Here is a 26,264-nt window from a genome sequence, read left to right on the forward strand (position 1 = left end):
AATACCCATGACAGGCACATTGTTTTGTCAAGCAAAACAAGGTTTCAATATTCTGAGACAACGAGGGGACGGCGACAAGCTAAGGGTTGTTACAACATATTTCGCAGCGAGATGGCAGGTGGCTGGAGGGCGAGGCAGTCAGTTCAGCGACGTTCCTCACAGATGACAGCGTGTTTATGACGAGTTACCGGCGCACACCCGTCCGGGTTGGCCGTATTGCGTATTGAACCGGGCGCCGGTTGTGACGCGGCGTAATCCGCGCGTCACTGCCCGCTCGATCCGGGGCATGCCGGTGGAGGCGACGCGCCCCGTGCACGCCCCAAAAAAACGCGGACCGTCTTTCGACGGTCCGCGTTCTGTGTCTGACGACGATGCGAAGTTTTCGCGGATCAGATAGCGTCGGCGACACCGGCCTCATGCGCCTGCACGTCGGCGTGATAGCTCGAGCGCACCATTGCGCCTACGGCGGCATGCGTGAAGCCCATCTTGATGGCTTCCGCCTCGAACATCTTAAACGTGTCCGGCGTCACATAGCGACGCACTGGCAGGTGGTGCTCCGAGGGCTGGAGGTACTGTCCGATCGTGAGCATGTCGACGTTGTGTGCCCGCAAATCGCGCATCACTTCGAGAATTTCTTCGTCCGTTTCGCCCAGACCGACCATCAGACCCGACTTGGTCGCCACGTCGGGATGCTTCGCCTTGAACTCCTTGAGGAGGGTCAGCGAGTGCTGGTAGTCCGAACCGGGACGCGCCTCTTTGTACAGGCGCGGCACGGTCTCGAGGTTGTGATTCATCACATCGGGCGGGGCGGCGTTGAGAATACCCAGCGCGCGATCGAGACGCGCGCGGAAGTCCGGCGTCAGGATTTCGATGCGGGTTTGCGGCGACAACTCGCGCACATGACGGATGCAATCGACGAAGTGCTGGGCACCGCCGTCGCGCAGATCGTCGCGATCCACACTCGTGATCACGACGTACTTCAGGCGCATCGCCGCAATGGTCTTCGCGAGGTTGAGCGGCTCATCGGCGTCGAGCGGGTCCGGACGGCCGTGGCCAACGTCGCAGAACGGGCAACGGCGCGTGCACTTGTCGCCCATGATCATGAACGTGGCCGTGCCCTTGCCGAAGCACTCGCCGATGTTCGGGCAGCTTGCCTCTTCACACACCGTGTGCAGATTGTGCTCGCGCAGAATCTGCTTGATCTCGTAGAAACGAGACGTGTGCGTCGCCGCCTTCACGCGAATCCAGTCCGGCTTCTTCAGACGCTCGATCGGTACGATCTTGATCGGAATGCGCGCCGTCTTAGCTTGCGACTTTTGCTTGGCGGTGGCGTCGTAATCGCCGTCGATCGTGCGAACTTCCTTGTTCGCGGTGTCGTTCTGAGTCACGGTGGTGGTCATGATGGGGGCTTTCCAGGCGTCCAATCAGGCGGCGGCGTTTGCGCTTGCGGCCGGGTCGGCCTGCGGCGCGGCTTCGGCCGTCGCGGGGTGCTGTTCGAGATGATGACCGAGTTGCTGCGCCAGTCGCGCGGCCACTTCGTCCCAGCGGGGGGCCACGCCGAGCGTGGCCATGTCTACGGTTTGCAGGCCGGCGTAACCGCACGGATTGATCCAGTCGAACGGCCGCAGATCCATCGCGACGTTCAGCGACACGCCGTGATAACTGCATCCGTTGCGGATTTTCAACCCGAGTGCGGCGATTTTCGCGCCGGCATGCGCAGCGGCACCGTCGCCCGGACTCACATAGATTCCCGGCGCGCCGGCCCGGCGCTCAACGTCGAGATTATACGCGCCAAGGGTATCGATCACCGCCTGCTCGATCAAACGCACCATTTCGCGCACGCCCAGCTTGCGCCGGCGCAAGTCCACGAGCAGGTAAATCACCACCTGTCCAGGACCGTGATAGGTAATCTGGCCACCGCGGTCGACCTTGACGAGCGGGATACCGGTATCGGCAACAAGCAGGTGGGCGGGGTCTCCAGCCAGTCCAAGCGTATAGACGGGCGGATGCTGGACGATCCAGAGCTGGTCGGGGCCGTGCGCGCCGCGCGTGTCGGTGTACGCACGCATGGCGTCGAACGATGTGGCGTAGTCTTCGGTGCCGCGCCAGCACACTTCGATCGGGGAGGTCATGGACGCAATTTTAGCGAAACCGGGGCAGTCTTGCTCGACGCGGCGGCTCTCGCCAGGCCACCCCCGCCCCCCCGGGCTTCAGGCCACCTTCTTCGCCGGCGCCGCACCGAGACCCCGAGCGTAAAAGCCGGCGGCCAGCAGAATCATCACGCCGCCGAGCCACTGCGTCGGATGCAGCACGATGCCGAACGCCAGAAAGTCGACTGCGACCGCAACCACCGGATAGACGAAGCCGAACACGGCGAGGCTCGACGTCGACGCCTTCTGGAAAGCGCCGTAGAGCAACAGGTACATGAACGTCGTGTGGAACAGCCCCAGCGTCACGACGGCACCGATTTCGCGCGGTGCCGAGGGCAGATGATGGAAATCGGCCATCCATACGAAGACCACAGCACCGATCGCCATATGCAACGCCGCAATGATCTCGGGGCGAATCGTGCCGGCCAGCTTCTTCGTGAAGAGCGTGGTCGCGGCATAAAGCGATGCGGCGGCGAGTGCACTCGCCACGCCGATCAGATACCCCGCGCCATGCACACCCCCCGGTTCCGCCAGAATCACCAGCCCGGCGAACGCCACACCGAGGCAGCCGAGTGTGGCCAGCGACGGCCGCTCACGCGTGACGATCACGCCCGCCAGCACAAGCAGGAACGGTTGTACGTTGTAGACAACTGTCGTGATGCCCACGGACGTCAATCGGTAGGCGGTAAACAGGAAATACCAGTTCGACACAAGCGTGATGGCGCCGAGGGTCACATTCACGACCTGCCAGCGGGCCATGCGCAACCCGCGCCAGTAACCCCGATACGCACACCACGCACACAGACTGACGGCACCGATCAGACAGCGGAAGAAAACGACGTTGAGCGCCGGTTGCCCCGACATCAGCACGAACCAGCCGATCGTGCCCGAGATCACCATCGCGGCGATCATCAACAAGCGACCGAGACGTTCGTCGGCCTGCGGATGGCGAAGTGTGGCGTGGGCCGACTGTGAGGATGGCAAGGGGGCCGTGCGGGGGGTTTCAGTCATCAGGAAACGACTTCTCTTGCTTTGACGCATTATCGACGTGTTTCGAGGTCGATTGTTGCGCGTCTCGTTGTGAAATCCGGTAACGCATTGACGGTGTGGGCATCCGCCCCTGAAACGAAACACGCGCCCTTTGGCGTTCGCTGCCAGAGAGCGCGTGCTATCGATGGTCCCACGATCAACGGCCTATCAGGCTGCGGCCGTGCAGGAGTTCGCTTCGCGGGCCGCCCGGCGCCCGGCAAGCCACTTGCCCAGCACTCGGGTCAACGTGAATCGACGGCTGACTTCGCGCTCCAGTTCGGCTTCCGCCTCGTTGTCGGACGACACCCAGTGACGGCGTCCCGGCTCAACGGCAAGTCGCTGGCCCGGCATCAGCCAGTAATCACGCGGATCGCCTGCGCGCGTCACCCAGACTGCCGAGCCTCGGGCAACAAGCGTATGCTCGTGGTGCAAGTCGAGGGTGATCACTTCGCCCGGACGGATACCATAGAAGTATTGCACCTTTGTTAAATTTTTTTGCATTTTACGACCCCCACTCAGTGCGAGACAATGACTGAATCATAGGGACTGGCAAGCGCTACACCAAACGACATATTTTCACGGCCTTGCGAATAAAGCTCACATGGATCTTCGGAGACTTCCCAACCTGAGCGCCTTGCGCGCCTTCGAGGCGGCTGCCCGCCTGGAGAGCTTCTCGCGGGCGGCGGAGGAGTTGTTCGTCACGCACGGCGCCATCAGCCATCAGATCCGCGCCCTGGAGCAAGAGCTGGGCACGACGCTCTTCGCCCGCAACGGTAAGCGCATCAGCATTACGCCGGCGGGGCGCCAGTACGCCGCATCGATCCGCACCGCCCTCAGCGACATCGCCCAGGCGACGCGCAAGTTGCAAGCCGGCACGCGCAGCGAACGGCGTCTGGTACTGACCACCATGCCATCGTTTGCGAGCCGGTGGCTCACACCCCGCATCGGTCGCTTCATCGACCGGCATCCTGAACTGGAAGTGGAATTGCGGTGCAGCGCCCAGCTCATCGACTTCGAACGCGACGATGTGGACATTGCCCTTCGCATGGGCAAAGGCAACTGGCCCGGACTACACATCGAGAAAGTGCTCGACGACGTGTTCTTTCCCGCGTGCAGCCCATCTTACAGTCATGGGAACCTTCCACAGACGGCGGAGGAATTCCGCCGAAGCACGTTGCTACGCTCCGAGGGTGAGCCGTGGGCGCCGTGGTTTGCGGCGGCAGGCTTCGATCTGCCCGAGCCGACGCAGGGCATGCTGTACGAAGATTCGGGAATGCTGTCGCAGGCGGCCATCGTCGGCCAGGGCGTGGCACTTGTGCGACGCTCGCTGGCCGTGGGCGACATCATGGCCGGGCGCCTCGTCCGGCTGTCCGATGTCGATACGCCATGCGAATGGGATTACTACTTCGTATGTCCGCCCGCAGTGCTGGAAACGCAGCGCGTTCAGGCGTTCAGAACGTGGTTTCTGGAGGAATTGACGGCGTTCGAGTCGGTGAAGCACATGCAGCGCCGTCCGGCACAGCCAAGTCCCGCAGCGCTGGCGGCCGGTATGGCCGACACGGCGGGCGAAATGACGACGGACGCACAGTTGGGACTGAGCCCTGCGCTGCCGGCGGACGACGGCGCGCCGACGCGTGCGTGATGCGTGAAGCGAGTGCGTTCGCACCCGCCCCACTTGCCGGACACCCGGCTTACAGCACGACCTTGACCATCGGGTGGCCGGTCAACGCACGATAGATATCGTCAAGGTGCGCCTTCGAGTGAGCGCGCACCGTGACGGTCAGCCCGAGATACTTGCCCGAGCTGGACGGCCGCATTTCCACCGTCGCCGCGTCGAACTGCGCGTCGAACTCCTGCAGCAGCGCCACGATGGCGTCGGCAAATCCGTCCTGCGTGGCCCCCATCACCTTGATGGGGAAATCGCACGGAAACTCGAGCAGGCTTTCCTTCTTTTCCGTCGTCATAGTGCCTCCTTGGCACGTTGATAGGCCGCGTACAGCGCGCGGAAGACGGGGCCCGGCTTGCCATCGCCCACCGGCTTGCCGTCGAGCGTGACGACCGCCAGCACTTCCTTCGTGGCCGACGTGATGAGCAGTTCGTCGGCATTGCGGACTTCCGCTTCGCTCACCACGCGCTCATGGAACGTAATGCCGCATTCCTGCGCGAGACTTTCGAGCACACCGTAACGAATGCCTTCCAGAATTCGATTATCGCGCGGCGGTGCGAACATTTCACCGCCCTTGATGACCCACACATTGCTCGACGACGCCTCGGTCAGATTGCCGTCGCGGAACTGGATAGTCTCCTGAACGTCGTGATCGGCGGCGTATTGCGCCATCAGCACGTTGCCCAGCAGCGACGTCGACTTGATGTGGCAGTTCAGCCAGCGGCGATCTTCATGCGTGACCGCCCCCACCCCGTGCTCCACCTTCTCGCGGTTCGGCAGTGTGAGCGGCGTCGCGATACCGAACACCGTGGGCGTAATGCCCTTCGGGAAGGTGTGCTGGCGCGGCGCCACGCCACGCGTGACCTGCACGTAGATGCTGTGCGGGTCGGCCGGACAGGTAGCCGACAGGCGTGCGAAGAGCGCTTTCCATTCGGCGCGCGTGTACGGATTCTCGATGCGAATCTCGGCGAGACTGCGCTCGAGGCGGTCCAGATGCTGCGCGAGACGGAACGGCTTGCCGTGATAGACGGGCACGACTTCGTAAATGCCGTCGCCGAAGAGGAAACCGCGATCGAGTACGGAGATTTTCGCGTCGCTGAGCGGAATCAGGTCGCCATTGAGCCAGACGGTGGGGTTATCCATGTTTGCAAGGTGCGCGCCAGACGCGCGACAAAAGGAAAAAACGCGCCCACCGGGCGCGCCTTTATGTTGCAGCGGACCCGCAACGCGGGCCTGCCGACCGGACGCCGGATCGACGCCGAGCCAATACCTACCGCAATCCTACGCGTATTACCGGCGAACGTCCCGCGAGCGGGACGTCGCAGCCGTTCGTTACTTCTTCACGAACATCAGGCGCAGGGCGTCCCATGCGCGGCCGATGAAGCTGGCCTGCGGCACGTCGGCGAGCGCGACAACCGGGAATTCGGCCAGTTGCTTGCCGTCGGCCATAACCTTGACCGTGCCGACCGGCGCACCGTTGGCCAGCGGGGCGATCAGCGGCTCGCGCAGTTCGAGCTGCGGCTTGATCTTGTCGGCCATGCCCTTCGGCACGGTGATGAAGGTGTCCTTCTTCACGCCGATCTTCAGCTCGCTTTCCTTGCCCTTCCACACCTTGGGCGTGGCCACGACCTGATTCGCCCCGTACACGCGCAGCGTGTCGAAGTTCTGGTAACCGTAGTTCAGGGCCGAGAGGCTGTCCTGCACGCGGGCGCGCTCGGTCGGCTCGCCCACGACCACCGACAGCACACGGCGGTTCACGCCCGGCGCGCCCGGCAGCGGACGCGACGCCGTCGACACGAGGCAATAACCCGCCTCCTTCGTATGGCCGGTCTTCAGGCCGTCGACGGTCGGATCGAGATACAGCAGACGATTACGGTTCGGCTGACGGATGTTGTTGTACGTGAAGCTCTTCTCCGAGTAGATCTTGTAGTACTCGGGGAAGTCTTGAATCATGTGCGTCGACAGCGCGGCGATGTCGGCCACTGTCGTGTAGTGTTGCGGGTCGGTCAGACCGTCGACGTTCGTGTAATGGGTGTTCTTCAGGCCCATACGCTGCGCCGCGCGGTTCATCAGTTCGACGAAGCCCTGCTGCGAGCCGCCCACGAGTTCGGCCAGAGCGATGGAGGCATCGTTACCCGACTGGATGATCATGCCGTAGACGAGATCGTGCACCGAGACCGGCTTGCCGGCTTCGATGAACGTGCGCGATTCGTCACGACCCACCTTGCGAACCGACTCGCCCGGAATGACGGTCTGATCCATCGAAATGCGCTTGTCGCGCAGGGCTTCGAAGATCAGGTACGACGTCATGATCTTCGTGAGTGAAGCCGGCTCCACGCGCGCATCGGGGTCACCGGCGGCGAGCACCTGACCGCTGGTGACGTCGACGATGGTCCACGCCTTGGCCGTCATCGGCGGGGGCGGAATCTGTTGAGCACGGGCGGGAAGTGCAGCAAGCGAGCCGCAAACGACGAGCGCCGCAGCAGCGGCGGCACGGGACAGCGAAGCGTTGAATGTCATGGGCGAAGAGGAAAACGATGTGAGACTCAGGGGCATCTGCGCTTGAAGAAGCACCGTGCAACCGACGCTTCGACAAACGCGCGGCACGGCGAAGAAGACAGCGGCACCGTAGCGCCGGTGCCATGCCTGTCCGGGACATAGACCCGGCACGGCACGACATGGTTCAGAGGCGAATTATACCCGCCGCGATTTCATGCCCCCGCCGCGGCGGCCCGGCGCGGCCGAAATCAGGAGAAATCGGCCGAAATTCGCGCCGGGTGTATCAATACCGCCACGCGTCGACCACGATCTGTTTCAGCAGGGGTAACAGGCCGTGAAAGAAGTGCTCGCCACCGGGAATGACAACCACCGGCAGCGTCTGCGGACGCGCCCAGTCCAGCACCGATTGCAACGGCACGGTGTCGTCCATTTCGCCGTGAATGACGAGCGTGTCGGCCGGCACTGTTGCCACGTCCCAGTTACTCGCCGCCGTGCCCACGAACACCAGGCGCTGCGCAGGCGTACCCGCCGCCGCCAGTGTCTTTGCCACATGCGAGACGACGAACGTGCCGAACGAGAACCCCGCGAGCGCGAGCGGCAACGTTTCCCAGCCCGGTTGCCTGCGCATCCAATCGATCACGGCGAGCAGGTCGTCGCGCTCGCCAATGCCCTTGTCGTGCTCGCCTGCCGACTTACCGACGCCACGGAAGTTCGGACGCACCACGGCGTAGCCGAGCTGGACGAATGCACGGGCAAGCGTTTGCGCGACCTTGTTGTCGAGCGTGCCGCCGAAGAGCGGGTGCGGATGCGCCACGAGCGTGATACCGCGCGGCGCGCCGGCCGGGCGATCGATGGCGATTTCGATGGCGCCGACCGGGCCGTCGATGGTGAAGCGTTCAGTCTGAGCGTTCATGAGCGATGTTGGGCTGAGGTACGGCAGCGCAAGAAAGCGCAGCCCGCAGGGCAGCGAAACGGCAAATCAGTGAATCGGTGAATCGACGAGGCGGCTGGCGCAATCAATCGATCAGCAGACGCTCGACGATCTCGCCTTGCGCCAGATGCTTCTCGACGATCTCGTCGATATCGGTTTCGTCGATATACGTGTACCAGGTCCCTTCGGGATAGATCACCACGACAGGCCCCTGTTCGCAGCGATCGAGGCACCCGGCCTTGTTCACCCGTACTTTGCCGGGACCTGCGAGGCCAAGCTGCTTGACCTTCTGCTTCGCGTACTCCTGCATCGCCTGCGCGTTGCAGTTGGCGCAGCAAGGGCGGTCCGCGCCGGGTTCGCGCTGATTCAGGCAGAAAAACACGTGATGCTGGTAGTACTGCGATTGGGTGGCCATATCGGTGTTTTGGGGGAGTGGCAACGTGTTGCGGGCCATTCTAACCGACCTGTCCGGCAGTTGCGGGCGCGCGAACCGTGCGGGCCCAACGCGCCGCACGACGGGCATGAGGAAATGTGGAATCCGGGACAGCGAGGTGCGTCAGATGGAATCGGCCGCCCCTCCCCCCTCCTCCCTGAAGACCGATCAGCGCAGACGCCGCTGCAACGCCATGAAGGCGGCACAGAATGCGGCCATACAGGCGAAGCCGAAGAACACGTTCACGCACGCCAGCACGAGCGCCTGCTGCGACGCCATACTGCCGACCCATGCCGACGCCATATGCGATGCGGTCGTCGCATCGACGCTCGCCCCGAACACCTGCTGCGCCTGCGACACCGCCGCGTTGTAAGCCGGATTGAGCGGCGTCATCGACGGCGTGAGCTGATGCATGAAGACCGCTTGCCGATCCTGCATCAGCACCGCCATGACCGACACCGACATGGAACTCACCAACTGACGCACGATGTTCTTCGACTGATAGCCGTGCTGGAAGACATACTCGTCCATGCCCCGGAACGTCAGTTCGGCAATCGGCACCATGGCGAACACACCGCCCAGCCCGCTCAGCACCATCGGCAAGATCAGCCACTGGCTCGACACCCCCGGATAGGTTTGCGAGAGCAGAACGGCGTAGCCAAGCAGACACAGATAGCCCAGCAGCACGAAGGGTTTGAGCCGCACGAACTTCGGACGCGCCATCGTGTACATCACGGCCACGACAAGACTCGTCACCGACGCCACCGCTTGCAGATAGCCCGTGTGTTCGACACTCCAGTTCAGCCCCTGTTGCATGTAGATCGGGAACAGATACGACGTCGAATAGGAGAAGAAGTAATACACGGCGTAACCGCCCAGCCCGAGCACATAGACAGGATTACGCACCAGCACGCGAAAATCGATCAGCGGTTTGTGGTGCGAATATTGATGCCACATGTAGCCGATGGCGCAGATCGCGCCGACCAGACACAGTTCGAGCAGATGCAGCGGGTTGGAGAAGAAGTCGAAACGTGAGCGCTGCATCATCACCTCGACGAACAGCACGCCAGCGGCAAAGAACACGATGCCGCGCATCTCGAACTCGCCCTCGTCGCGCAAACGACCCCGAAAGTCGGGGATCACGAGCCACGCGGCAAGTGCGCCGCCGAGCGCGATCGGCACGATAGAGAAGAACACGGACGACCACAGAAAATGGTCGACGAGATAGCTTGCGAGCAACGGTGCGGAGATCTGTCCGCCGAAAAATCCGTAGGTGAAGAAGAGCAATGCCCGCAGCCGCAATTCGGGCGCGAAGCACAGATTGATAAGAATCCGGCTGGCGGTGAACAGCGACCCGGCACCCAGACCGAGCACGAAGCGCGCGACGGCAAGTTCGGCCGGCGTGCGGGCCATACCGCACAACCATGCCCCGAACGCCATGAGCGTGAGCGCGCCCGTGAGGAAAGTACGATACCCAAGACGCGCGGCCAGCCAGCGCTGCTTCAGAATGACGAGAATCCCGGCCACGGCGTAGAGCGTAGAGACGAATGCGTACTCCTCGGGTGCGGCACCGACGCCGCCCGCGATATGAGACGACGCGAACACGAACATGCCGTTCTCCAGCATTTCGATGCCCGTGATAGCGGAGATCACAGCCATCAGCACTCGCTGTCGTGTCTTGTGCGCAAACATCAATCCCCAGGTACTCATCGCCGCCTCGCCAATAAAAAACGCCCGGGATCTGCCTGAAGATGCCGGGCGGTCGAGACACACCGAGTGTCAGCATGCCTTACACGAGAGTTTAGGGTTGACGGGCCGCCTCACCAATGGGTTGGCGGCCAATACGCTATTGCCGATTTGGAAACAATCCACCGCCCTATCCCGCCGCACATCCAGGCGGGACGGGGCTCAGCGCTGATTTCCGACGCTGCGGGCGGGGCCGCGATGACTCGGATCGAACATCGCGAGCAGATAGATCAGCACGAGGTACGGCCACGTCCAGGCAAGCCAGCGCGCCAGTACGTTGAAGTGCACATAGCGGCCTTGACGCCACGACTGAAGCGCCGCTTCGTAGTACGGGTTCGCGGGCAGCAAATTGACGAAGACGAGCAGCACGACAAGCGCCGCCAGTGCGACGGCACCGCGCAGCGCGCGCGGCCCGCGTCCGGCGACGACCAGGACAAGGGCGCCGACGGTCACGCCGTAGATGGCGCCGGCCGTCACCCAGTCGAACGCCTGCGCCGGCGAGAACTGCCACGCCGATGCGATGGCCTTGATTGCAAACGCACTGACGAACATCGCGCACAACAACGGCACGCGCGGCGCCGAGCGACGCATCGCGAGCGTGGCGAGCAGTCCGGCCAGAATGGTGCCGCTGGCGCTCACGACCGTCTCCCACAAGGCATGACTGGCGACGGCATCGAGTTCGGAAAGGTAGTCTTGCAACTGTCCGAGTCGCGGCACCCAGTCGAGCACCAGATCGGTCACGTCCGGGTCCTGCCAGAGCCAGATTTGCCGGACGAGATCGCCGTCACCGAAGAGAAACTGCTGCGGATAGGCCTGCGCCCACGGCCATAACGCCAGCAACACGAGCAGCACACTTGCGTGCCGTTCGAACCACGCGAAACGCAGATGCCGCAGCCATCCGCGATCGAGCAGCGGACTCGTGAGCGGCACGGCAATGGCGGCGCCGATGAGGGCACCGAGGGCGTTCGTTGCCAGATCGACGTTCGACGCCACACGTGTGGGCAAATACGTCTGCAAAGCTTCCATGCCACACGAGAGCATCATGCCGAGCAGGAATGCCGCGAGCACGGCGCGCGTACCGCGCCACGCGGGGTGCAGCGCCAGTACCGTCAACATGCCGAGCGGGATATAGCCCAGCACGTTGGTGACGACATCGAACGTCGTCATCCAGCGGGGTAACGGCGCGAACAGATAGTCGAACGGTCCCACGGCCGCGCGCTGGAACTCAAACGGGTACAGGCTCGCGTAAGCGATCAGCAGGATCAGGCAAATCAGCGCCTGACGCGTGAGCGGCGAGGCGCGTCGTTGCCAGGGTTTGACGTCCGGCTCAGGCATCGGCAGTGCGCGCTATCGCGCCGGGGTGGTGGCACCCGATGCCGACGGGGCGGGCACGCGTCCGGCAAGCCACTGGATCAGTTGGGTTTGCACGGCGTCGCTGGCGACGGCGAGCGCACGCGCGCCGCCTGCGGCGTCCGCACTCGCGGCCGGGGCCTGTGCACGGAGCGTCGTTTGGGCGAGCAGTTTCGGTCCGTCGAACAGTGTGGCGCGCACTTGCACCACACCGTGACTCACCGACGTGCTGTCGAAGTATTGCGCGAACTCTTCGAGTTCCACGCGCAGGGCGGGCGCGGCGGTCGGGTCGCCGGCCGCCAGTACCGGCCGGTCGACCGACAAGGCTGCGCGCAGACGATCGCCGAAGAGCCGCGAGGGCGGCGCCAGCCATCGGCTGTTCGCATATACGCGAGCCTGATCGCCATCGCTTGCGGGCAGACGGTAATAGATCACGTCGGCGTCGAGCCAGCTCGGCGCGTTGACCACCACTTTCAGCGGCGACATGCGCGATGCCCCCGAAGCCACGACGTCCGATGCGGGTGCTGTGACGTTGGTCGCATTGGCGGCATTGGCGGCCGACATGGCGGGCGTCGGCGGCGGGCCGAGATCGAAGCGCGCCAGCGAGCCCGGCGGCGTCGAGGTGGCACATCCGGCCATCAACGCGGCCGTCCCGGCATAAAGCAGCCAGGTGGTCAGCGTGCGCAGCCGGCGGGCGCCACGTCTGCCCGGTCCCGCTGCGGCGGGCGCCTCGGTTGCCCGGATCGCGCCGATTGGCTCAGTCATCTCGATATCCCCCTGCATGACGGTGTTGCGCATCATTGACCTGCCTTGCCCGGCCACGAAAAGCCAGCCTCGCCCGGACCGGGCGTCGGCGGCGACGTACCGAACAGCAGTGCGCGCGGATTGCGATTGATTGTCTCGGCAGCCTGCCCGACGGCCTGCGTCGTTGAGCGAAGATCGTCCGACAGCGTGTTCAGACGCGGCAGCGCCTCCTGTTGCAGCGAACCCTCGAACGTCTGCATCGTTGCCTGGAACGCCGCCAGACTCGACGTGGCCTGATCGGCCGCACGTCCCACGCTATCCAGATTGCGGATCAGCGGCCCTTGCGGATCGGACAGTTGATTCGTCAGACGATGCGTGCCGGCGAGCGTGCCGTTGAGTTCGCGCACGGTGTCGGGCAGTTCCTTTGTCACCGGTTCGAGTTGCTGCGCCACACGATTCACGCTTTGCGCCGCGGTCTTCACGCTGTTGATCGAATCCAGAACGGCATGCCGATTGTCGGGCGAGAGCAGCGCGTTGACCGACGATGCCGCCTCCTCCAACTGCTGCGCCAGATTGTTGCCGCGCCGTTGCAGTTCATCGATGAAGCTCGGACGCAACTGCAATTGCGCAACATGCGCCGCAGACGACGGCAATAGCGTGCGGTCGTCTCCATCGTCGTCCAGTTGTACGAAGGCCAGCCCCGTCACGCCCTGATAGTTCAGCGTGCCGAACGTCGACTTGGTCATCGGCGTGCCTTGATTCACGAGAATGCGAATCAGAATCTGGCCGGGCGTGCGCGGATCGAACTTGATCGAGTCCACCTTGCCCACGCCGAGTCCGCGATACCGCACGGCGGATTCGGGATTCAGCCCGGTCACATTGGTGCGCGAGACCAGATCGTAGGGCACGCGCACGCGATTGTCGCGATTGAACCAGTACACCGCAGCGGCAATGGCAGCGAGCAACGCCAGTGTGAAGAGGCCCGCCATGAAGGCGTGCGATTTATTTTCCATCGTCGAGTAACTCCGAAATCTTGATACGCCGCGCCGCGGGCAGGGCCAGCAACGCGCGTCTGCCGCGCTCACCGAGGAAGAAGCTGTGGATAAACGGATGATCGACACATACCGCATCTTCCACCGGTGCGTTGACCAACACCTTGCGGTCGGCCAGCACGGCCACACGCGTGGCGAGCATCATCACCGTATCCAGATCGTGCGTGACCATCACGACGGTCAGGCCGAGCGAGCGGTGCAGGCCGCGCATCATGTCCACGAATTCGTCCGACGCCTGCGGGTCGAGCCCGGCCGTGGGCTCATCGAGAAAGAGGAGTTCCGGCTCCAACGCGATCGCCCGCGCAATCCCCACACGCTTGATCATGCCGCCCGATAGCTCAGACGGCATGCGATTCGCCATGCGTCCCGACAGACCGACCATGTCGAGCTTGTACATCACGACATCGCGAATCAGATCTTCCGAGAGCGTATGCAGCTCACGCAGCGGCTGCGCAATGTTGTCGAACACCGTCAGCGCAGAGAACAGCGCGCCGCGCTGAAACAGCATGCCCGAGCGGCGACGCAACAAGTGCGCGGTGTTCCGGTCGATCATCGTGATGTCGTGACCGAAGACGCTGATGTGGCCGCTCGTGGGTGCCTCCAGCCCGATGATCTGCCGGATGAGTGTCGTCTTGCCCGAACCGGAACCGCCGACGAGCGCAATGATCTCGCTTTGCCGCACGGTGAGATCCAGATGCTCGTGAATCGTGTGACTACCGTACCGCTTGGTGAGATCGCGCACTTCGATGACCGGCTCGGCGTCACCGGGGAGCGTCGACGATATCGGCGGACAGCCGGCGGCGGCGCCTGATCGCACGTCGCTGCCGAACGCTGGCGACGCCGGGGTCGCCGGGGTAGTGGACGGATGGGGGGCCGTAGATTCGCGCATTAGCCGATCCCCACGTTACGGAACAGAATCGCAAAGACGGCGTCCGCGAGAATCACGATGGTGATCGATGTCACGACCGATTGTGTCGTGCCCTCGCCGAGACTCTGCGTGTTGGGCTTGACGCGCATGCCGAAGTGACAGGCCACGAGAGCAATCAGCATGCCGAAGACAACACCTTTTCCCAGCCCGATCCACAGGTTGGCAATGTTCACCGCGTTAGGCAGCGTTGTGAAGAAGTAATGCAGGCCGATGCCCAGTTCGTACTTCGCAGCGAGCGCGCCGCCGAGCAATGCGACGATATTCGTCCACATGACGAGCAGCGGCATGGCGACGGCCAGCGCGATAACCTTCGGCAGCACGAGCCGCAGCCCGTGTGGAATATCCATCACGCGCAGCGCGTCGAGTTCTTCGTTCACACGCATCACGCCCAACTGGGCGGTAATGGCCGATCCCGAGCGCCCCGCCACGAGAATCGCGGAAAGCACCGGCCCGAGTTCGCGTATCACCGCGAGACCGAGGATGTTCACGATAAACGTGCTCGCCCCGTACAGCTTCAACTGCTGGGCAGACAGGTAGGACAGGACAATGCCGATCAGGAACGCGACCAGCGCCGTGATGCCGAGCGCCTTGGTCCCCGCGCTGTATATATTGGCGGACATCTCCAGCCACGGCGCACGCACCGGATGGCGAATGACACGGCCGAGGTCGATCACGAAGCGGCCGAACATCGTGATGCCGTCGCGCAAATGCTCGCCCAGCGTGAACAGCGAGTACCCCAGACGGCTGATCGGATCGACCCGGCGCGTGGGCACCGGGCTTTGTCGCGAACGGTCGAATTCGGCGAGGTGATCGAACAGCGCGCGTTGCGGCGGCGTCAGCGCGATATGTTCGGGGTACCGACGTTGCCAGTAGCGCCACAGGGCTTGCGCGCCAACGTGATCGAGCCGCTCGACACTGGTCAGGTCCCACGCCAGTTCACCCTGAGGCAACGCTCGCACGAGACCTAGCAGCGTCTTCTTGCGCTGCGAAATCGCCAGCGCTGTCCACAGGCCGCGCAGCATAACCACCGGTCCTTGCGACGAGGTGGTCAGCTCCAGAGTGGGCACGGCATCGAGCTTCAAAACAGACGATCTCCTGACAAAACAAACCGCCGGAATCCGGCAAAGCGGGGTCATTGTACGGTACAGGCGTGACCGGTCGATAGCAACCCGCCACAGGCTGAAAACGCGCCGGAATCGGCTGACTTACGTCTCGGATGATGCCGAAAAGCAAGGATCGATGCCGCCCAGACCGGCGCAGCACTGGCCTCGCCGCTACAATAGCAGCCATGAATAACGCCGCATCTTCCTCGCCCAAGACCGCCCTTACCGCCACGGCTGCGGGCTCGCCCGAATACCCGTCCGGCTCGGGTGGCGAGTCATTGTGCGACACCGCGCCGCACTCGCTCGATGGCGACCGGATTCGCTTGCGTCTGGCTGCCACTTGCCGCCACTGGCAGGTCGAAGTCGTTGACGCCACCGGCTCCACGAATCTCGACCTTCTCGCACGACTTCGTGAAAATGCCTCATGCGCGCCCGTGGTACGCGCCGCGATGCAACAGACGGCAGGACGCGGACAGCGCGGCCGCGCCTGGCAAAGCGTGCCGGGCGACAGTCTCACGTTCTCGCTGGCGTACGTGATGCCGGGGGGCCCGGCCGAGTTGGCCGGACTGTCGCTTGCCACGGGGGTGGCAGTCGTGGAGGGCCTATCGGATCTGCCACTGTCGGCGCCCCACGCCCTTGGCCTCAAGTGGCCCAACGACGTGCTGCTGCGGGGCGGCAAGCTCGCGGGCATTCTGATCGAGACGGTTCCGGCAGGTCCGGGACGCATCGGCGTGGTGATCGGCGTCGGGGTCAATCTCCGGCAGGCCGGGGATGTTGCCACGCGCATCGACAACGCGGCCGCCGCCGGCGCTGCAACGTCCGGCATCCCGGCCACGCCGCCGGCCGCGCTCGAATCGGTGCTGCCGGCGCCGGACATGTCGTCGGTCTTCATTGCATTGGTGCAGCGTCTCGCCGCCATGCTGGACCGTTTTGCCGAGCATCGATTCAGTGCATTCCGCGACGATTGGGAGGCCATGCACGCCTACGGCGGGGCATCGATTCGCGTCATCGAGCACGGCCGCGATTTACTGCACGGTGTAGCGCTCGGTGTCGATTCGCAAGGCTGCCTGCGCGTGGCAACGGACGCCGGCGAGCGCGTCATCGCCAGCGGCGAAGTCTCGGTGCGATTGCTCGATACGTCCACGGCGCCCGGCGCCCAAGGAGGCCGCTGATGGCCGCCTCCCGGCACACGTCCCCGCCACAAGCGACCGGCACGACAAAAGCTGCGGCAGTGGCAACGCAGAGCCACGCCACGAATGGCACCGGGCACACAGGGGGCGCCCACGGCGCGCCGTGGCTACTGGTCGATGCCGGAAATAGCCGAATCAAGTGGGCATTGGCGCCAGCCGTGCGTCCTGCCGAATGGCGCGCCACGTCGCCGTCGTTTCTGGCCAGCGGCGCGGTGGACCACGCCGAATGGCGCACGCTCGCGGCACAAATCCGTGCAGGCTGGGCAGCGCTGGTCTCCGGGAACGGTGGCGAGGCCCACTTCGCCCCGAACATGGCCCCGCTCGCGATGGGTCAGGGCGGACAGGACGAGGGATTCATTTGCCCCGCACCCGCCGGTGTCTGGCTCGCGAATGTCGCGGGTGACGCCGCGGAGCAAGCCGTTCGCATGACGCTCCAAACACTGTGGGGCATGGCATCTGCCGATTGGCTGCAAGTCCTTCGCGCCAGTGAGTCGCGCGCGGGGGTTCGCAATGGTTATCGCACGCCCACGCAACTTGGCAGTGATCGATGGGCGAGCCTGATCGGTGCGCATGCCGCGTGGCCCGGCGAGCATCTGCTCATCGTGACGTTGGGTACCGCAACGACCGTTGAAGCCCTGTGTGCCGACGGCACCTATCTCGGCGGGTTGATCGCACCGGGCCCCGCATTGATGCTTCAGTCCCTTGCACAAGGCACGGCCCAGTTGCCAACGCTCGACGCCACCATGCCCGCCGGCGGACAAGACTTCGCTCGCAGCACGGACGAAGCCATTCTGCGTGGCTGCGCCGCCGCGCAGGCCGGTCTCGTCGAGCGCAGCCACGCGCAACTGCAAGTGCAACTGGGCGCCCCGGTACGTTGCGTACTCTCGGGCGGAGCCCGTCAGGCGCTTGCGCAAACGCTCACGCTGCCCGTTACCGAGCACGACCAATTGGTGCTGGCCGGCTTGTACGAGGTGGCGTTGTGCACGGCTGGCACCGATTCGACCGAGGCCAGGGTAACGCACGCGGCCACGACCGATTTACCGGCCCCCGCACCGCGAGATGCCGGACATGCACGAGGAGGTGTCTGAGATGTTGCGTGCGCTGTTGCTTGTCATGTTCCTGGCGGCGAACGCGGCGCTCGCCGCAGTGCAATTAGGCTGGTTGAAATGGCGTGACGTACTCCCCGCCACCGGCCGCGAACCCGCACGCATAGAAACGCAACTCGAGCCCGGTAATATCCGCCTCACAGAGGTTGAGATCAGCGCGAATGCGCCGGGCGATGTGGCGGGGCCGAACAAGGTCAGCGGCACCGGCTCGGCGAATCATGACGAGCACCTCGACACAAGCGCCCAGCCTGCCTCGGCATCGTCCGTGTCTGCATCGACGGCAACGGCCGCCAGTCAGGCCCTCGCCGCCACGGCACCCGCCGCGGTATCGAGCGACGCGGCGGCAGCATCGCAAGCGACGACCGCCGTTGCAGCGACCGCCTGCCTCGACATCGGGCCGTTCGCATCCAACGATGCGCAGCAAGCACGTGGCCTGTTGCTCGCGGCATTGCCGTCAGGACAGGGCGACCTGCAGTCCATCCCGCTCGACAAACGATACTGGGTGCATCTCAGCCCGGTGCCTAACAAGGCAGCGGCCGACAAGCAGGTGGCACAACTGCGCTCGGCTGGCGTCACGGAGTACTTCCTGCTCAACGACGACGGATCGAATCTCGTCGTCTCGCTCGGACTTTTTAACGACCGGGAACGTGCGGTGCGGTTGATGGCTGCGGCACAAAAGAAAGGCATCACGCCGCAATTGAGCGAGCGGGCAAACGCGAAGAGCCGGATTATCTACCGGATCGCCGGGATCAATGCGAACGCCGCTACGCAAGTGCGCAGCGTCGTGACGCAACAATGGTCGGCACAGTTGGTACGGGCCTGCCCGGCGCCGGCCGGCAGCCCGCCCGAAGGTGCTCACTGACCGAGCCGGGCACCTTGGGCCGAACCATCGAATGAAGCGCGGCGACCCAAGCGAACGGAGCGGCCGGGGCGGGCCACGCCCCGTGAGACAGACTTACCCGACGCGCCTCAATTCGACAACGGAACGCACAACCCCGGTCTGGGTACCGCGCGCGTTCTTGATGACCGGCGACACCCACGGTGCCAGCCCTGTCGTCTCGGGCGATTCGACAAGCCCGAGTGCCTTGAGCACGGCAACCGCTGCCGTATAAAGCGCGCGCATATTGCCGTCGACCACCTTGATTGCGATGCCGAGTCCTGCGGAGCGCACACCGATCGTCTGGACACCGTCTGCCCCGATCTTCGCCACCCAGTCGCCGGGCGCCATGCGCATGAAGGCGAGATCGTTGCGTGCCGTGCCGGACACCATCTCCGGCTGCTGCGTCATGGCAGCGAAAAGCGTCGACAGGCCGGCATCGTCGCTCGCCGCCAGCCGGGCATAGGCCGCCGCTAGCTTGTCGAGCGGCAACGCGTAGTTCGGTGCGGAACATCCGTCGATGCCCAGCGGCAGCGTATCGCCCTTCACACCGACGACATCTCCGACACGCACACGAATCGTCTGTTGCAGCGGATGTGCCGGGTCCAGATAGGTGTCGAGCGGCAACCCGTGCTGCGCGCAATACGCGAGGAAGCCCGCATGCTTGCCCGAACAGTTGTGGTGCAGCGGCGTCGGCTTCAGATCGGCCGGCGGGCGCTTGCCCGTCGCGGAGTAAAACGTCGGCGTGTGGCAACCGCACTGCAAATGATGCTCGTCGCATCCCGCCTTGCTCAACAGGCTTTTCACGCCATCGACGTGGAAGGTCTCACCCGAGTGGCTCGCACAAAGCAGTGCGAGCTCGGATTGCGTCAGTCCGAAGTGCCCAACGCCGTCGCCCTCTACGAACGGCAGCGCCTGGAACGGCTTGAGCGTGGAGCGCGAGAACGTCAGGAACGACGGATCGCCTGCGGCGTATCGCAAGCGCCCTTGCGCGTCGACAACCGCGACGCTGCCGTAATGCACGCACTCGACCGTGTCGATGCCATTGGCGCCACGGGTGACTTCTACGAGCGGCGCAAGGCTCATGATTGGGCTCGCACTTTCTTGAGCAGCGCCGTGGTCGAGCGTTGATGCTCGAACGCAATGGCCACCGCCTTGCCGCCCCAGCCGCGAACGAGCGCAGACTCCGGCAGCTTGTCCATGTCGTAGTCGCCGCCTTTGACAAGAATGTCGGGGCGCAGGGCGGCAATCAGTGACTCCGGCGTAGTCTCGCCGAACGTCACAACGTAATCGACGCTTTGCAGCGCCGCGAGCAATGCCGCGCGGTCGTTTTCGTTGTTGATCGGGCGGTCGTCGCCCTTGCCCAACGTGCGCACCGACGCATCGGTATTCACGCCGACGATCAGGCATGCGCCGAGCGCGCGTGCCTGCGCGAGGTACGTCACGTGACCGCGATGCAGGATGTCGAATACACCGTTGGTAAACACAAGCGGCCGCGGCAGCGTCGGCGCCAGCGCCACGAGGGCTTCACGCGAGAGAATCTTGGCCTCGAAATCGGCCGGAGAAGTGACTTGGGAAGATGACATGACAATCGATCGAAGTGGACGCGCTATTCTCCCACGCCATGTGCGGGGCCAACAAAAAAGGGGCCGAAGCCCCTTTTCTGCTGATGCGCGATGCGGCCCGCGGATTACGACGAGGTCGCCACGGCCGGTGCCGGTGCGGTCACCGCAGCCAGGCGGCTGGTGATTTCCTTGCGGTAGCGGTTCAGGTCTTGCGCCGTCGCGAACGTGCGCTCGAACAGCAGCGACATGTTGTGCAGAATGCGCTCGACAACCTTCTTCTCCCAGCTATCGTCGAACTTGATCTGTTCGTCGAGCCAGTGCTCGAGCCATTCCGGCTCCGGCAAACGCGACTGCACCGTGTCATTCGGGAACAGATCCTTGTTCACGTGCAGGTTGGTCGGGTGCAGCGGCTTTTCGGTGCGACGCGCCGAGGCCATGAGCACGCCGATCTTGGCGAACGCGGCACGCGCGTTATCGCCAAAGCTCGTCAGCGCCTTCTTCATGTAGCGCAGGTAAGCGCCGCCATGACGGGCTTCGTCACGCGAAATGATTTCGTAGATAGCCTTGATTACCGGCTCGGTGTGCCATTCGGCCGCACGGCGATACCAGTGGTTCAGGCGGATTTCGCCGCAGAAGTGCAGCATGAGCGTCTCGAGCGGCGGGGCCGGATCGAACGGAAAACGCACGGCATGCAGTTCGGCCTCGGTCGGCACGAGGTCCGGGCGGAAGCGGCGCAGGTATTCCATGAGCACCAGCGAATGCTTCTGCTCTTCGAAGAACCACACGCTCATGAACGCGGAGAAATCGCTGTCGTCACGGTTATCGCGCAGGAACATCTCGGTGGCCGGCAGTGCCGCCCATTCCGTGATGGCGTTCATCTTGATGGTGCGCGCCTGATCGTCGGTGAGTTGGCTGGCGTCGAACTTGTCCCACGGAATGTCCTTCTCCATGTTCCAACGCACTGCCTCCAGCGACTTGTACAGCTCGGGATACAGCATTTCGTTCATTTCAATTACCCCCAAGGTCGCGAGACCTTACACCAGGACTCAAGATAGTATTGTGAAAGTTTACGCCGAATTTCGACAGACAAAACGGTGAGCGTGTCGCGGGCGGCCCCCGCCGTCCGGCTTCACGTCTTGAACCCTGCCGCCGCAGAAGGACGGCGATTTAACGCCTGTTATCTGGCCGCACATTGGCGATATGGCTTAGAGCGACCCTACTAAAATATGGGCAAACTCTTGAATCATAACATAAAAGCCTTTCAAAACCGCCCTCGCTGACAGCCACATGACGGTAATGCGTCGTAATTTTGACGTCCGTCAAATTGTCACGCAAAGCGCCTAAGCTCAGGGGGCGACAGGCTTCCCGGCAATCATTCGGCGACCCAAAGGCCCTGCGCACCACTCATCGCGCCAGCGGCAACAGGCCTGGCACGAACGTGATGGCGGCGCGTCAGGGTATGTCCTTGTGCCACGGACCTGCGCGAGCAGCGTCCGATGGTCTACGCTAAAAGCAATCGTTCCGTACTTGCGGCCTGAATCGTGAAAGCACGCCTGCCGACGCGCTGTATTGCCGATGGCGGCACCTCACTTTGAGGATAGTTCTCAGTCGCAATTACGCAACAAGTTGTACCGGCCGGCGCGTGGGCAGAACGACGTGCGCGCCGCCAACGGGCCTTCCTACTCGACTGGATCCTTGACCGATAAGGAGCCGAGCATGGCAACTCGTCCCGCATTTGCCGCATGGCTGCGCACCGCCTGTTTTCTTGCGGCCGTGGCGACCGCCCCCAGTGCTTTGGCGTTCGACGCCGGGCAATTGGCCTCCCAGGAGATCCCGGCCGCGCATCTGGTCGGACACGGCTCGTTCACGCGCCTGGGCTTCCATCTCTACGACGCAGAACTCTTCTCCGGCGCAGATCGCCTCAACGCGAATTGGGGTATGCATCCGCTAGTACTGGATCTGCGTTACGCGCGCAGCTTCAAGTCCCATACGCTCGTGCAGCGAAGTCTGATCGAGATGACCAAACTGCAAGTGGCGACCGATGCGGAACGACAGCGTTGGGCCGACGAACTCGCACGCATCCTGCCTGACGTATCGGCCGGACAGCATTTGACGGGCGTCTTCCGGCCCGGTGACGGCACACGCTTTTTCTCTGACGGCAAGCTCATCGGTCAGATCGCGGGCGACGCCTTCGGGCGTGCTTTCTTCGCCATCTGGCTCGACCCGCGCACGAGCGCTCCCGACCTTCGCGCGGAGTTGATCAGCGACGCGCGCTGAGCGCTGTGCTGCGAACGCCCTCGGGTGTCTCATCGGCGCCACGCGCGCCGCGAGGCCGCCATGCAGGTGTAACTTACACAAAGCCGGTTCCAGCGCCGCACACCCGGGACGGATGGGAGCGCTCCCCCGAACCGGCCACGGATTGTCCATCGAATCGCGCTGTTACAGCGCCCACGCGAGCGTGCCTATGGATATCGATCATGCTGCGGCACTCACGCGCCTGACGCGCTACTTCGAGACCCTCACCCGCCTGAGCGTCGGGAATTTGGGCGAGTTTTACACGCCCAACGTCTATCTCAAGACGCCGCTGCACGAGGTCCGCAGTGCTGCGGAGGTCGCCATGCTGCTCACCCAACTGTTCGAACGCGTCGACTCGCCGCACATCGAAGTCACCGCCACACTGTTGCAACACAATCAGGCGCTGCTCGTCTGGAATCTGCATTTCCACACCAAACGATGGCTCGACGACGAACAGATCATCCACGGCGCATCGCACCTGCGCCTTGCCGTCGACGGGCGCGTTACGTATCAGCGTGACTATTGGGACGCGACTGAAGACCTCTACGCCAAGCTCCCCTTCGTTGGACGCTTATTACGTTGGTTACAACAGCGCCTGTTTCGCTAAGGCACGGGCATCGGGCGAATCGCCAAAGGGCAGTTTTCTTCAATACGCGGCGCGCGCCCCAGCCTACATTCGGAACCTCGTTTCACACGCTTGTCCAGCATTGAGGTTTCCGATGACAATTTTCTACTCGATGGCCGCGTTCGCGCTGGCTGCGTCGATCACCCCCGGACCGGTCAACGTCGTGGCGCTGGGCGCGGGCGCACGCTACGGACTCGTGCCAAGCCTGCGTCACGTCACGGGGGCGACGGTCGGGTTCGTGGTCCTGCTTATCGCTGTTGGCTTCGGGGTATACGAGTTGCTGCAACGCATGCCCGTTCTACTGCACGCGATTCAGTGGTTCGGCGTGGCGTTCCTGCTTTACATGGCGTACAAGCTGGCGATCGACAACGGCGAACTGGGCGACGCCGACGCCCAACGCGGCCCGACAATGTCGCACGGGGCCGTCATGCAGTGGCTCAACCCGAAGGCATGGCTCGCCGCATTGGCCGGGATGGGCGCATACACGGCAGGCGATCCCGCCCGCATCTGGCAATTCGCGGCGATCTACTTCGTGGTCTGCTGGTTATCGGTCGGGTGCTGGGCTGCCGCCGGTGCGATGCTGCGGCATCACATGCGTGACGCGCGGCGCGTACGGCGACTCAATCGAGTGATGGCAGCATTGCTGGCGGGCAGCGCGGTGTATCTGGTCGCGGCGACGTAGCGCGGCGATGCGGCGATGCCGCGCCGCCTCACGCCACGCGCGGCTCCCGGTAGTGTCCGGGCGTGGCGGCGAGTAACTGCTTGAATGTGCGCTGAAAATGCGCCTGATCGGCGAAGCCGGCATCGAGCGCCACCTCGGCGATGGCGTGTCCGCGACGCAATCGCCCGCGCGCGTATTGAATCCGCTGATTCATCAGGAAGGCGTGCGGCGTCAACCCGTACTGCACGCGAAAGGCCCGTGTCAGATATGACGCCGACAGGCCCGCTGCCGCACAAATCTGCGCCAGCGTCAGCGCCTCGCGGCAATGTGCGCGGATGAAGTCGGCGGCATCGCGCAGCTTGTGTGAGTCGTCGTGCATCGGCTGTGGTGCGGGGTTCAGACGCTCATGCGCATCGATGAAGAACTGCTGCACAACGCTCTCGCGCTCGAGCCGGTCACGTGTCGTGTCGGTACCAACGTCATAGAGCCGATTCAATCCCGCATACAACACCGGATCGGTCGACGACATCGGATCGAACAGGTGCAGATCGTGTCCGTGCCCGAATCCCAACTCGCGCTGCAAATCACGTAACCACGCCGTGTCGACGAACAGCATGCGATAGGCCCACGCCTCGTCGCCGATGGGATTGCAGGCATGCACGGCATCGGGGTTCATCACCACGACGCTGCCACGACCTACGGTCTCGCGTGCCCGCCCGTTCAGATAGGTGCTCCGCCCGCCCGTGACGGCACCGATAGAGAATGTCTCGTGGCTGTGCAATGCGTAACAGACGCGACGACCGTCGAGCACTTCGCGCGCCTCGAGAAATGGCAGCGCCGGATCGCGCCAGAACGTGGAGGGGTAAGGACAAGCGACGGTGGATTTCGACATAAGCGTGTGATTTCGTGAGGACAGCCGGCTCATGCCGCGGGCTTGCCGGTATCCGCGACGGCAGCATCGGACGGCTCGACGGAAAGCGGTGAATTCGCCGGCAGTTCGACGCTGCCCACCGCACCGGCTTCGACATTGTCGAACGGGCTGGTGCCGTCAGCCTCGGCCACGAGCCATGCGGCAATCGCGTCGCGTTGCGCGTAGGCGTCGGCTTCCCCCAGCGCAATGAGTTCCTGAGTGTACGACGATTCGAACAGCAGATAGCTGGCGAACGCCGCGCCGCGCGCTTCGTCGGCACCGATCGCGCCGAGTATCGTACGCACGGCACGCGGCAACTGCTGCAAGTGGCGCGCCGCAATCGGTTCGATGCGTTGACTTGGCGAGATCACCAGCGTTTCGATGGGCCGCCAGCCGCTCGACTCGCGCTGCGCTTCCGGCACGTGCCGCAGCACGTTGTTAATGTGCTGAAGACGCTCCAGATCTGCGGACAGTCCGTCGATGAATACGCTCGCGAGCGCTTGTCCGCCGATCTGCGCCAGGCTCGGATAGCCGCCGATGCGCTCGCCGCTGCTATCGAGCCCGTATTGTCCGTGCGCGGCGCCAATGATCAGGATGCGGGTCGCACCCAAATGAATCGGCGGACTCAGCGGCGCGATCTGGCGCATCGATCCGTCACCGAAATACTCAGCTTGGCCGTCGAGATCGAGTTCGATGGCCGGAAAGAGAAACGGGATCGCACTGGACGCCAGCAGGTGTTCGACCGTCAACGGCACCGCGCGCGCCAGACGCAGCGAACGCTTCCACGCCTGAATCGGCTCCGCGCTTTGATAAAAGGTGACGTGTTGACCCGACGAGTACGACAGCGCCGTGACCGACAGCGCCTGGAGCGCGCCCGATGCGAACACTTCCGGCAACCGGTCGAGACGGATCGCGTTGCGCAGCATGTCGGCAAGCGGCGACCAGTCGAACAACGAACGCGGAGAACGGCGCAGTGCCCAGCCCAGCGAGAGCGCCGCCAGCCAGCGCGCCCCGGTGCCTGCGATGCCGAGTGAGTCGGCGCGGAACACCTGACCGGCGTGAAACTGACGCCACACGGCATCGAGCTTCATGACACTGTGTTGGAAATCGTCGGCGTGCGAGGCAAGTGACGCAGCGTTGATCGCGCCCGCCGACGTGCCACAGACAATCGGAAACGGAATCGCGCGCCGCGACGGCAGAACTTCACGCTGAATCGCCGCAATCGCCGCGAGCACGCCAACCTGATAGGCGGCACGTGCACCACCGCCCATCAGGACGAGGCCGGTACGTTCGCCTGAAATCATGGGAGGCCTCCTCCTGCCTTGACTGTCGTTGCGCTCGTTGTCTCCATCGCCGCAGCTTTCATGGCTTTCGCCGCTGTTCACTCCGGCGCGTGTCGCCGGC

At 63.8% G+C, this 26,264-nt stretch carries 26 protein-coding genes and 1 pseudogene; 7 read left to right on the plus strand and 20 right to left on the minus strand.

Annotation, left to right across the window (positions count from 1 at the left end; all coding sequences use genetic code 11):
• Positions 1 to 389 precede the first annotated feature (389 nt).
• From lipA to PCO31110_RS02715, 4 genes are all read right to left on the minus strand, one after another.
• Entirely contained in the window at positions 390 to 1,400 is a 1,011-nt protein-coding gene (gene lipA, locus PCO31110_RS02700) for a lipoyl synthase (RefSeq protein WP_010804725.1), read from the minus strand.
• Between the two features lie 24 nt (positions 1,401 to 1,424).
• Positions 1,425 to 2,132, minus strand: a complete 708-nt coding sequence (lipB, locus tag PCO31110_RS02705) for a lipoyl(octanoyl) transferase LipB (protein ID WP_010804724.1) — start codon at positions 2,130 to 2,132, stop codon at positions 1,425 to 1,427.
• A 78-nt stretch (positions 2,133 to 2,210) separates the two neighbouring features.
• Positions 2,211 to 3,161 carry a DMT family transporter gene (locus tag PCO31110_RS02710; RefSeq protein ID WP_174979281.1) on the minus strand — a complete coding sequence of 317 codons (951 nt, stop codon included), beginning with the start codon at positions 3,159 to 3,161 and terminating at the stop codon, positions 2,211 to 2,213.
• Positions 3,162 to 3,347: 186 nt separating this feature from the next.
• Positions 3,348 to 3,680, minus strand: a complete 333-nt coding sequence (locus PCO31110_RS02715) for a DUF2917 domain-containing protein (protein ID WP_051126399.1) — start codon at positions 3,678 to 3,680, stop codon at positions 3,348 to 3,350.
• 100 nt (positions 3,681 to 3,780) lie between these two features.
• Between PCO31110_RS02715 and PCO31110_RS02720 the strand changes: the two genes are divergently transcribed.
• Complete coding sequence (locus PCO31110_RS02720) at positions 3,781 to 4,821, plus strand: transcriptional regulator GcvA (protein ID WP_150689563.1); 1,041 nt, start codon at positions 3,781 to 3,783, stop codon at positions 4,819 to 4,821.
• A gap of 49 nt (positions 4,822 to 4,870) precedes the next feature.
• Here the strand turns inward: PCO31110_RS02720 and PCO31110_RS02725 are convergent, their stop codons facing one another.
• The 11 genes from PCO31110_RS02725 to PCO31110_RS02775 form a co-directional block, all read right to left on the minus strand.
• Complete coding sequence (locus PCO31110_RS02725; RefSeq protein ID WP_010804720.1) at positions 4,871 to 5,143, minus strand: DUF493 family protein; 273 nt, start codon at positions 5,141 to 5,143, stop codon at positions 4,871 to 4,873.
• Positions 5,140 to 5,988 (minus strand): D-amino acid aminotransferase, encoded by an 849-nt coding sequence (locus tag PCO31110_RS02730; protein WP_150689564.1) that lies wholly within the window; start codon positions 5,986 to 5,988, stop codon positions 5,140 to 5,142. The genes PCO31110_RS02725 and PCO31110_RS02730 overlap by 4 nt, the downstream gene beginning before the upstream one ends.
• Positions 5,989 to 6,177: 189 nt before the next feature.
• Positions 6,178 to 7,401: a D-alanyl-D-alanine carboxypeptidase family protein gene (locus PCO31110_RS02735; protein WP_370855803.1), complete on the minus strand. Its 1,224-nt coding sequence runs from the start codon at positions 7,399 to 7,401 to the stop codon at positions 6,178 to 6,180.
• A 226-nt stretch (positions 7,402 to 7,627) separates the two neighbouring features.
• On the minus strand, positions 7,628 to 8,257 hold the full coding sequence (locus PCO31110_RS02740; protein ID WP_150689566.1) for an alpha/beta hydrolase: 630 nt from the start codon (positions 8,255 to 8,257) through the stop codon (positions 7,628 to 7,630).
• Positions 8,258 to 8,360: 103 nt separating this feature from the next.
• Entirely contained in the window at positions 8,361 to 8,690 is a 330-nt protein-coding gene (locus tag PCO31110_RS02745; RefSeq protein ID WP_036663810.1) for a (2Fe-2S) ferredoxin domain-containing protein, read from the minus strand.
• Between the two features lie 186 nt (positions 8,691 to 8,876).
• Positions 8,877 to 10,418 (minus strand): MFS transporter, encoded by a 1,542-nt coding sequence (locus PCO31110_RS02750; protein WP_150689567.1) that lies wholly within the window; start codon positions 10,416 to 10,418, stop codon positions 8,877 to 8,879.
• Positions 10,419 to 10,616: 198 nt separating this feature from the next.
• A complete protein-coding gene (locus tag PCO31110_RS02755; protein WP_010804714.1) occupies positions 10,617 to 11,789 on the minus strand; it encodes a VanZ family protein in 1,173 nt (390 codons plus the stop codon).
• A gap of 12 nt (positions 11,790 to 11,801) precedes the next feature.
• Positions 11,802 to 12,569 (minus strand): ABC-type transport auxiliary lipoprotein family protein, encoded by a 768-nt coding sequence (locus PCO31110_RS02760; protein WP_174979284.1) that lies wholly within the window; start codon positions 12,567 to 12,569, stop codon positions 11,802 to 11,804.
• Positions 12,570 to 12,601: 32 nt separating this feature from the next.
• Positions 12,602 to 13,561, minus strand: coding sequence for an MlaD family protein (locus tag PCO31110_RS02765; protein ID WP_010804712.1), 960 nt, complete (start codon positions 13,559 to 13,561; stop codon positions 12,602 to 12,604).
• Positions 13,551 to 14,489: an ABC transporter ATP-binding protein gene (locus tag PCO31110_RS02770; RefSeq protein ID WP_246189704.1), complete on the minus strand. Its 939-nt coding sequence runs from the start codon at positions 14,487 to 14,489 to the stop codon at positions 13,551 to 13,553. Before PCO31110_RS02770 ends, PCO31110_RS02765 begins: the two co-directional genes overlap by 11 nt.
• Positions 14,489 to 15,610: an MlaE family ABC transporter permease gene (locus tag PCO31110_RS02775; protein WP_010804710.1), complete on the minus strand. Its 1,122-nt coding sequence runs from the start codon at positions 15,608 to 15,610 to the stop codon at positions 14,489 to 14,491. Before PCO31110_RS02775 ends, PCO31110_RS02770 begins: the two co-directional genes overlap by 1 nt.
• A 206-nt stretch (positions 15,611 to 15,816) precedes the next feature.
• On the opposite strand from PCO31110_RS02775, the gene PCO31110_RS02780 reads away from it, so the two are divergent.
• The 3 genes and pseudogenes from PCO31110_RS02780 (at position 15,817) to PCO31110_RS02790 (ending at position 18,789) form a co-directional block, all read left to right on the plus strand.
• A complete protein-coding gene (locus PCO31110_RS02780) occupies positions 15,817 to 16,803 on the plus strand; it encodes a biotin--[acetyl-CoA-carboxylase] ligase (RefSeq protein ID WP_010804709.1) in 987 nt (328 codons plus the stop codon).
• Positions 16,803 to 17,798: pseudogene (locus tag PCO31110_RS02785) on the plus strand (type III pantothenate kinase); the annotation flags it as partial. The gene PCO31110_RS02780 and the pseudogene PCO31110_RS02785, both read left to right, overlap by 1 nt.
• 112 nt (positions 17,799 to 17,910) lie before the next feature.
• Positions 17,911 to 18,789 (plus strand): SPOR domain-containing protein, encoded by an 879-nt coding sequence (locus tag PCO31110_RS02790; RefSeq protein ID WP_174979286.1) that lies wholly within the window; start codon positions 17,911 to 17,913, stop codon positions 18,787 to 18,789.
• A 93-nt stretch (positions 18,790 to 18,882) separates the two neighbouring features.
• Here the strand turns inward: PCO31110_RS02790 and PCO31110_RS02795 are convergent, their stop codons facing one another.
• The 3 genes from PCO31110_RS02795 to PCO31110_RS02805 form a co-directional block, all read right to left on the minus strand.
• On the minus strand, positions 18,883 to 19,890 hold the full coding sequence (locus PCO31110_RS02795) for an asparaginase (RefSeq protein WP_150689570.1): 1,008 nt from the start codon (positions 19,888 to 19,890) through the stop codon (positions 18,883 to 18,885).
• Positions 19,887 to 20,390, minus strand: coding sequence for a D-glycero-beta-D-manno-heptose 1-phosphate adenylyltransferase (gene rfaE2, locus PCO31110_RS02800; RefSeq protein ID WP_010804705.1), 504 nt, complete (start codon positions 20,388 to 20,390; stop codon positions 19,887 to 19,889). The genes PCO31110_RS02795 and rfaE2 overlap by 4 nt, the downstream gene beginning before the upstream one ends.
• A 104-nt stretch (positions 20,391 to 20,494) precedes the next feature.
• A complete protein-coding gene (locus tag PCO31110_RS02805) occupies positions 20,495 to 21,376 on the minus strand; it encodes a ferritin family protein (protein WP_010804704.1) in 882 nt (293 codons plus the stop codon).
• Between the two features lie 709 nt (positions 21,377 to 22,085).
• On the opposite strand from PCO31110_RS02805, the gene PCO31110_RS02810 reads away from it, so the two are divergent.
• The 3 genes from PCO31110_RS02810 (at position 22,086) to PCO31110_RS02820 (ending at position 23,971) form a co-directional block, all read left to right on the plus strand.
• The gene (locus PCO31110_RS02810) at positions 22,086 to 22,646 is read left to right on the plus strand and encodes a chalcone isomerase family protein (RefSeq protein ID WP_010804703.1); all 561 of its coding nucleotides are present in this window, start codon (positions 22,086 to 22,088) and stop codon (positions 22,644 to 22,646) included.
• A gap of 187 nt (positions 22,647 to 22,833) precedes the next feature.
• Positions 22,834 to 23,271, plus strand: a complete 438-nt coding sequence (locus tag PCO31110_RS02815) for a nuclear transport factor 2 family protein (protein WP_010804702.1) — start codon at positions 22,834 to 22,836, stop codon at positions 23,269 to 23,271.
• A gap of 112 nt (positions 23,272 to 23,383) precedes the next feature.
• Positions 23,384 to 23,971, plus strand: coding sequence for a LysE family translocator (locus PCO31110_RS02820; RefSeq protein ID WP_150689571.1), 588 nt, complete (start codon positions 23,384 to 23,386; stop codon positions 23,969 to 23,971).
• Between the two features lie 28 nt (positions 23,972 to 23,999).
• Here the strand turns inward: PCO31110_RS02820 and PCO31110_RS02825 are convergent, their stop codons facing one another.
• Together PCO31110_RS02825 and PCO31110_RS02830 are read right to left on the minus strand one after the other, a co-directional pair.
• A complete protein-coding gene (locus PCO31110_RS02825; RefSeq protein WP_010804700.1) occupies positions 24,000 to 24,842 on the minus strand; it encodes an AraC family transcriptional regulator in 843 nt (280 codons plus the stop codon).
• A 29-nt stretch (positions 24,843 to 24,871) separates the two neighbouring features.
• A complete protein-coding gene (locus tag PCO31110_RS02830; protein WP_010804699.1) occupies positions 24,872 to 26,164 on the minus strand; it encodes a patatin-like phospholipase family protein in 1,293 nt (430 codons plus the stop codon).
• Between the last annotated feature and the right edge of the window lie 100 nt (positions 26,165 to 26,264).

The sequence above is a fragment of the Pandoraea communis genome (genome assembly GCF_902459745.1).
GTDB classification, from domain to species: Bacteria; Pseudomonadota; Gammaproteobacteria; order Burkholderiales; family Burkholderiaceae; genus Pandoraea; species Pandoraea communis.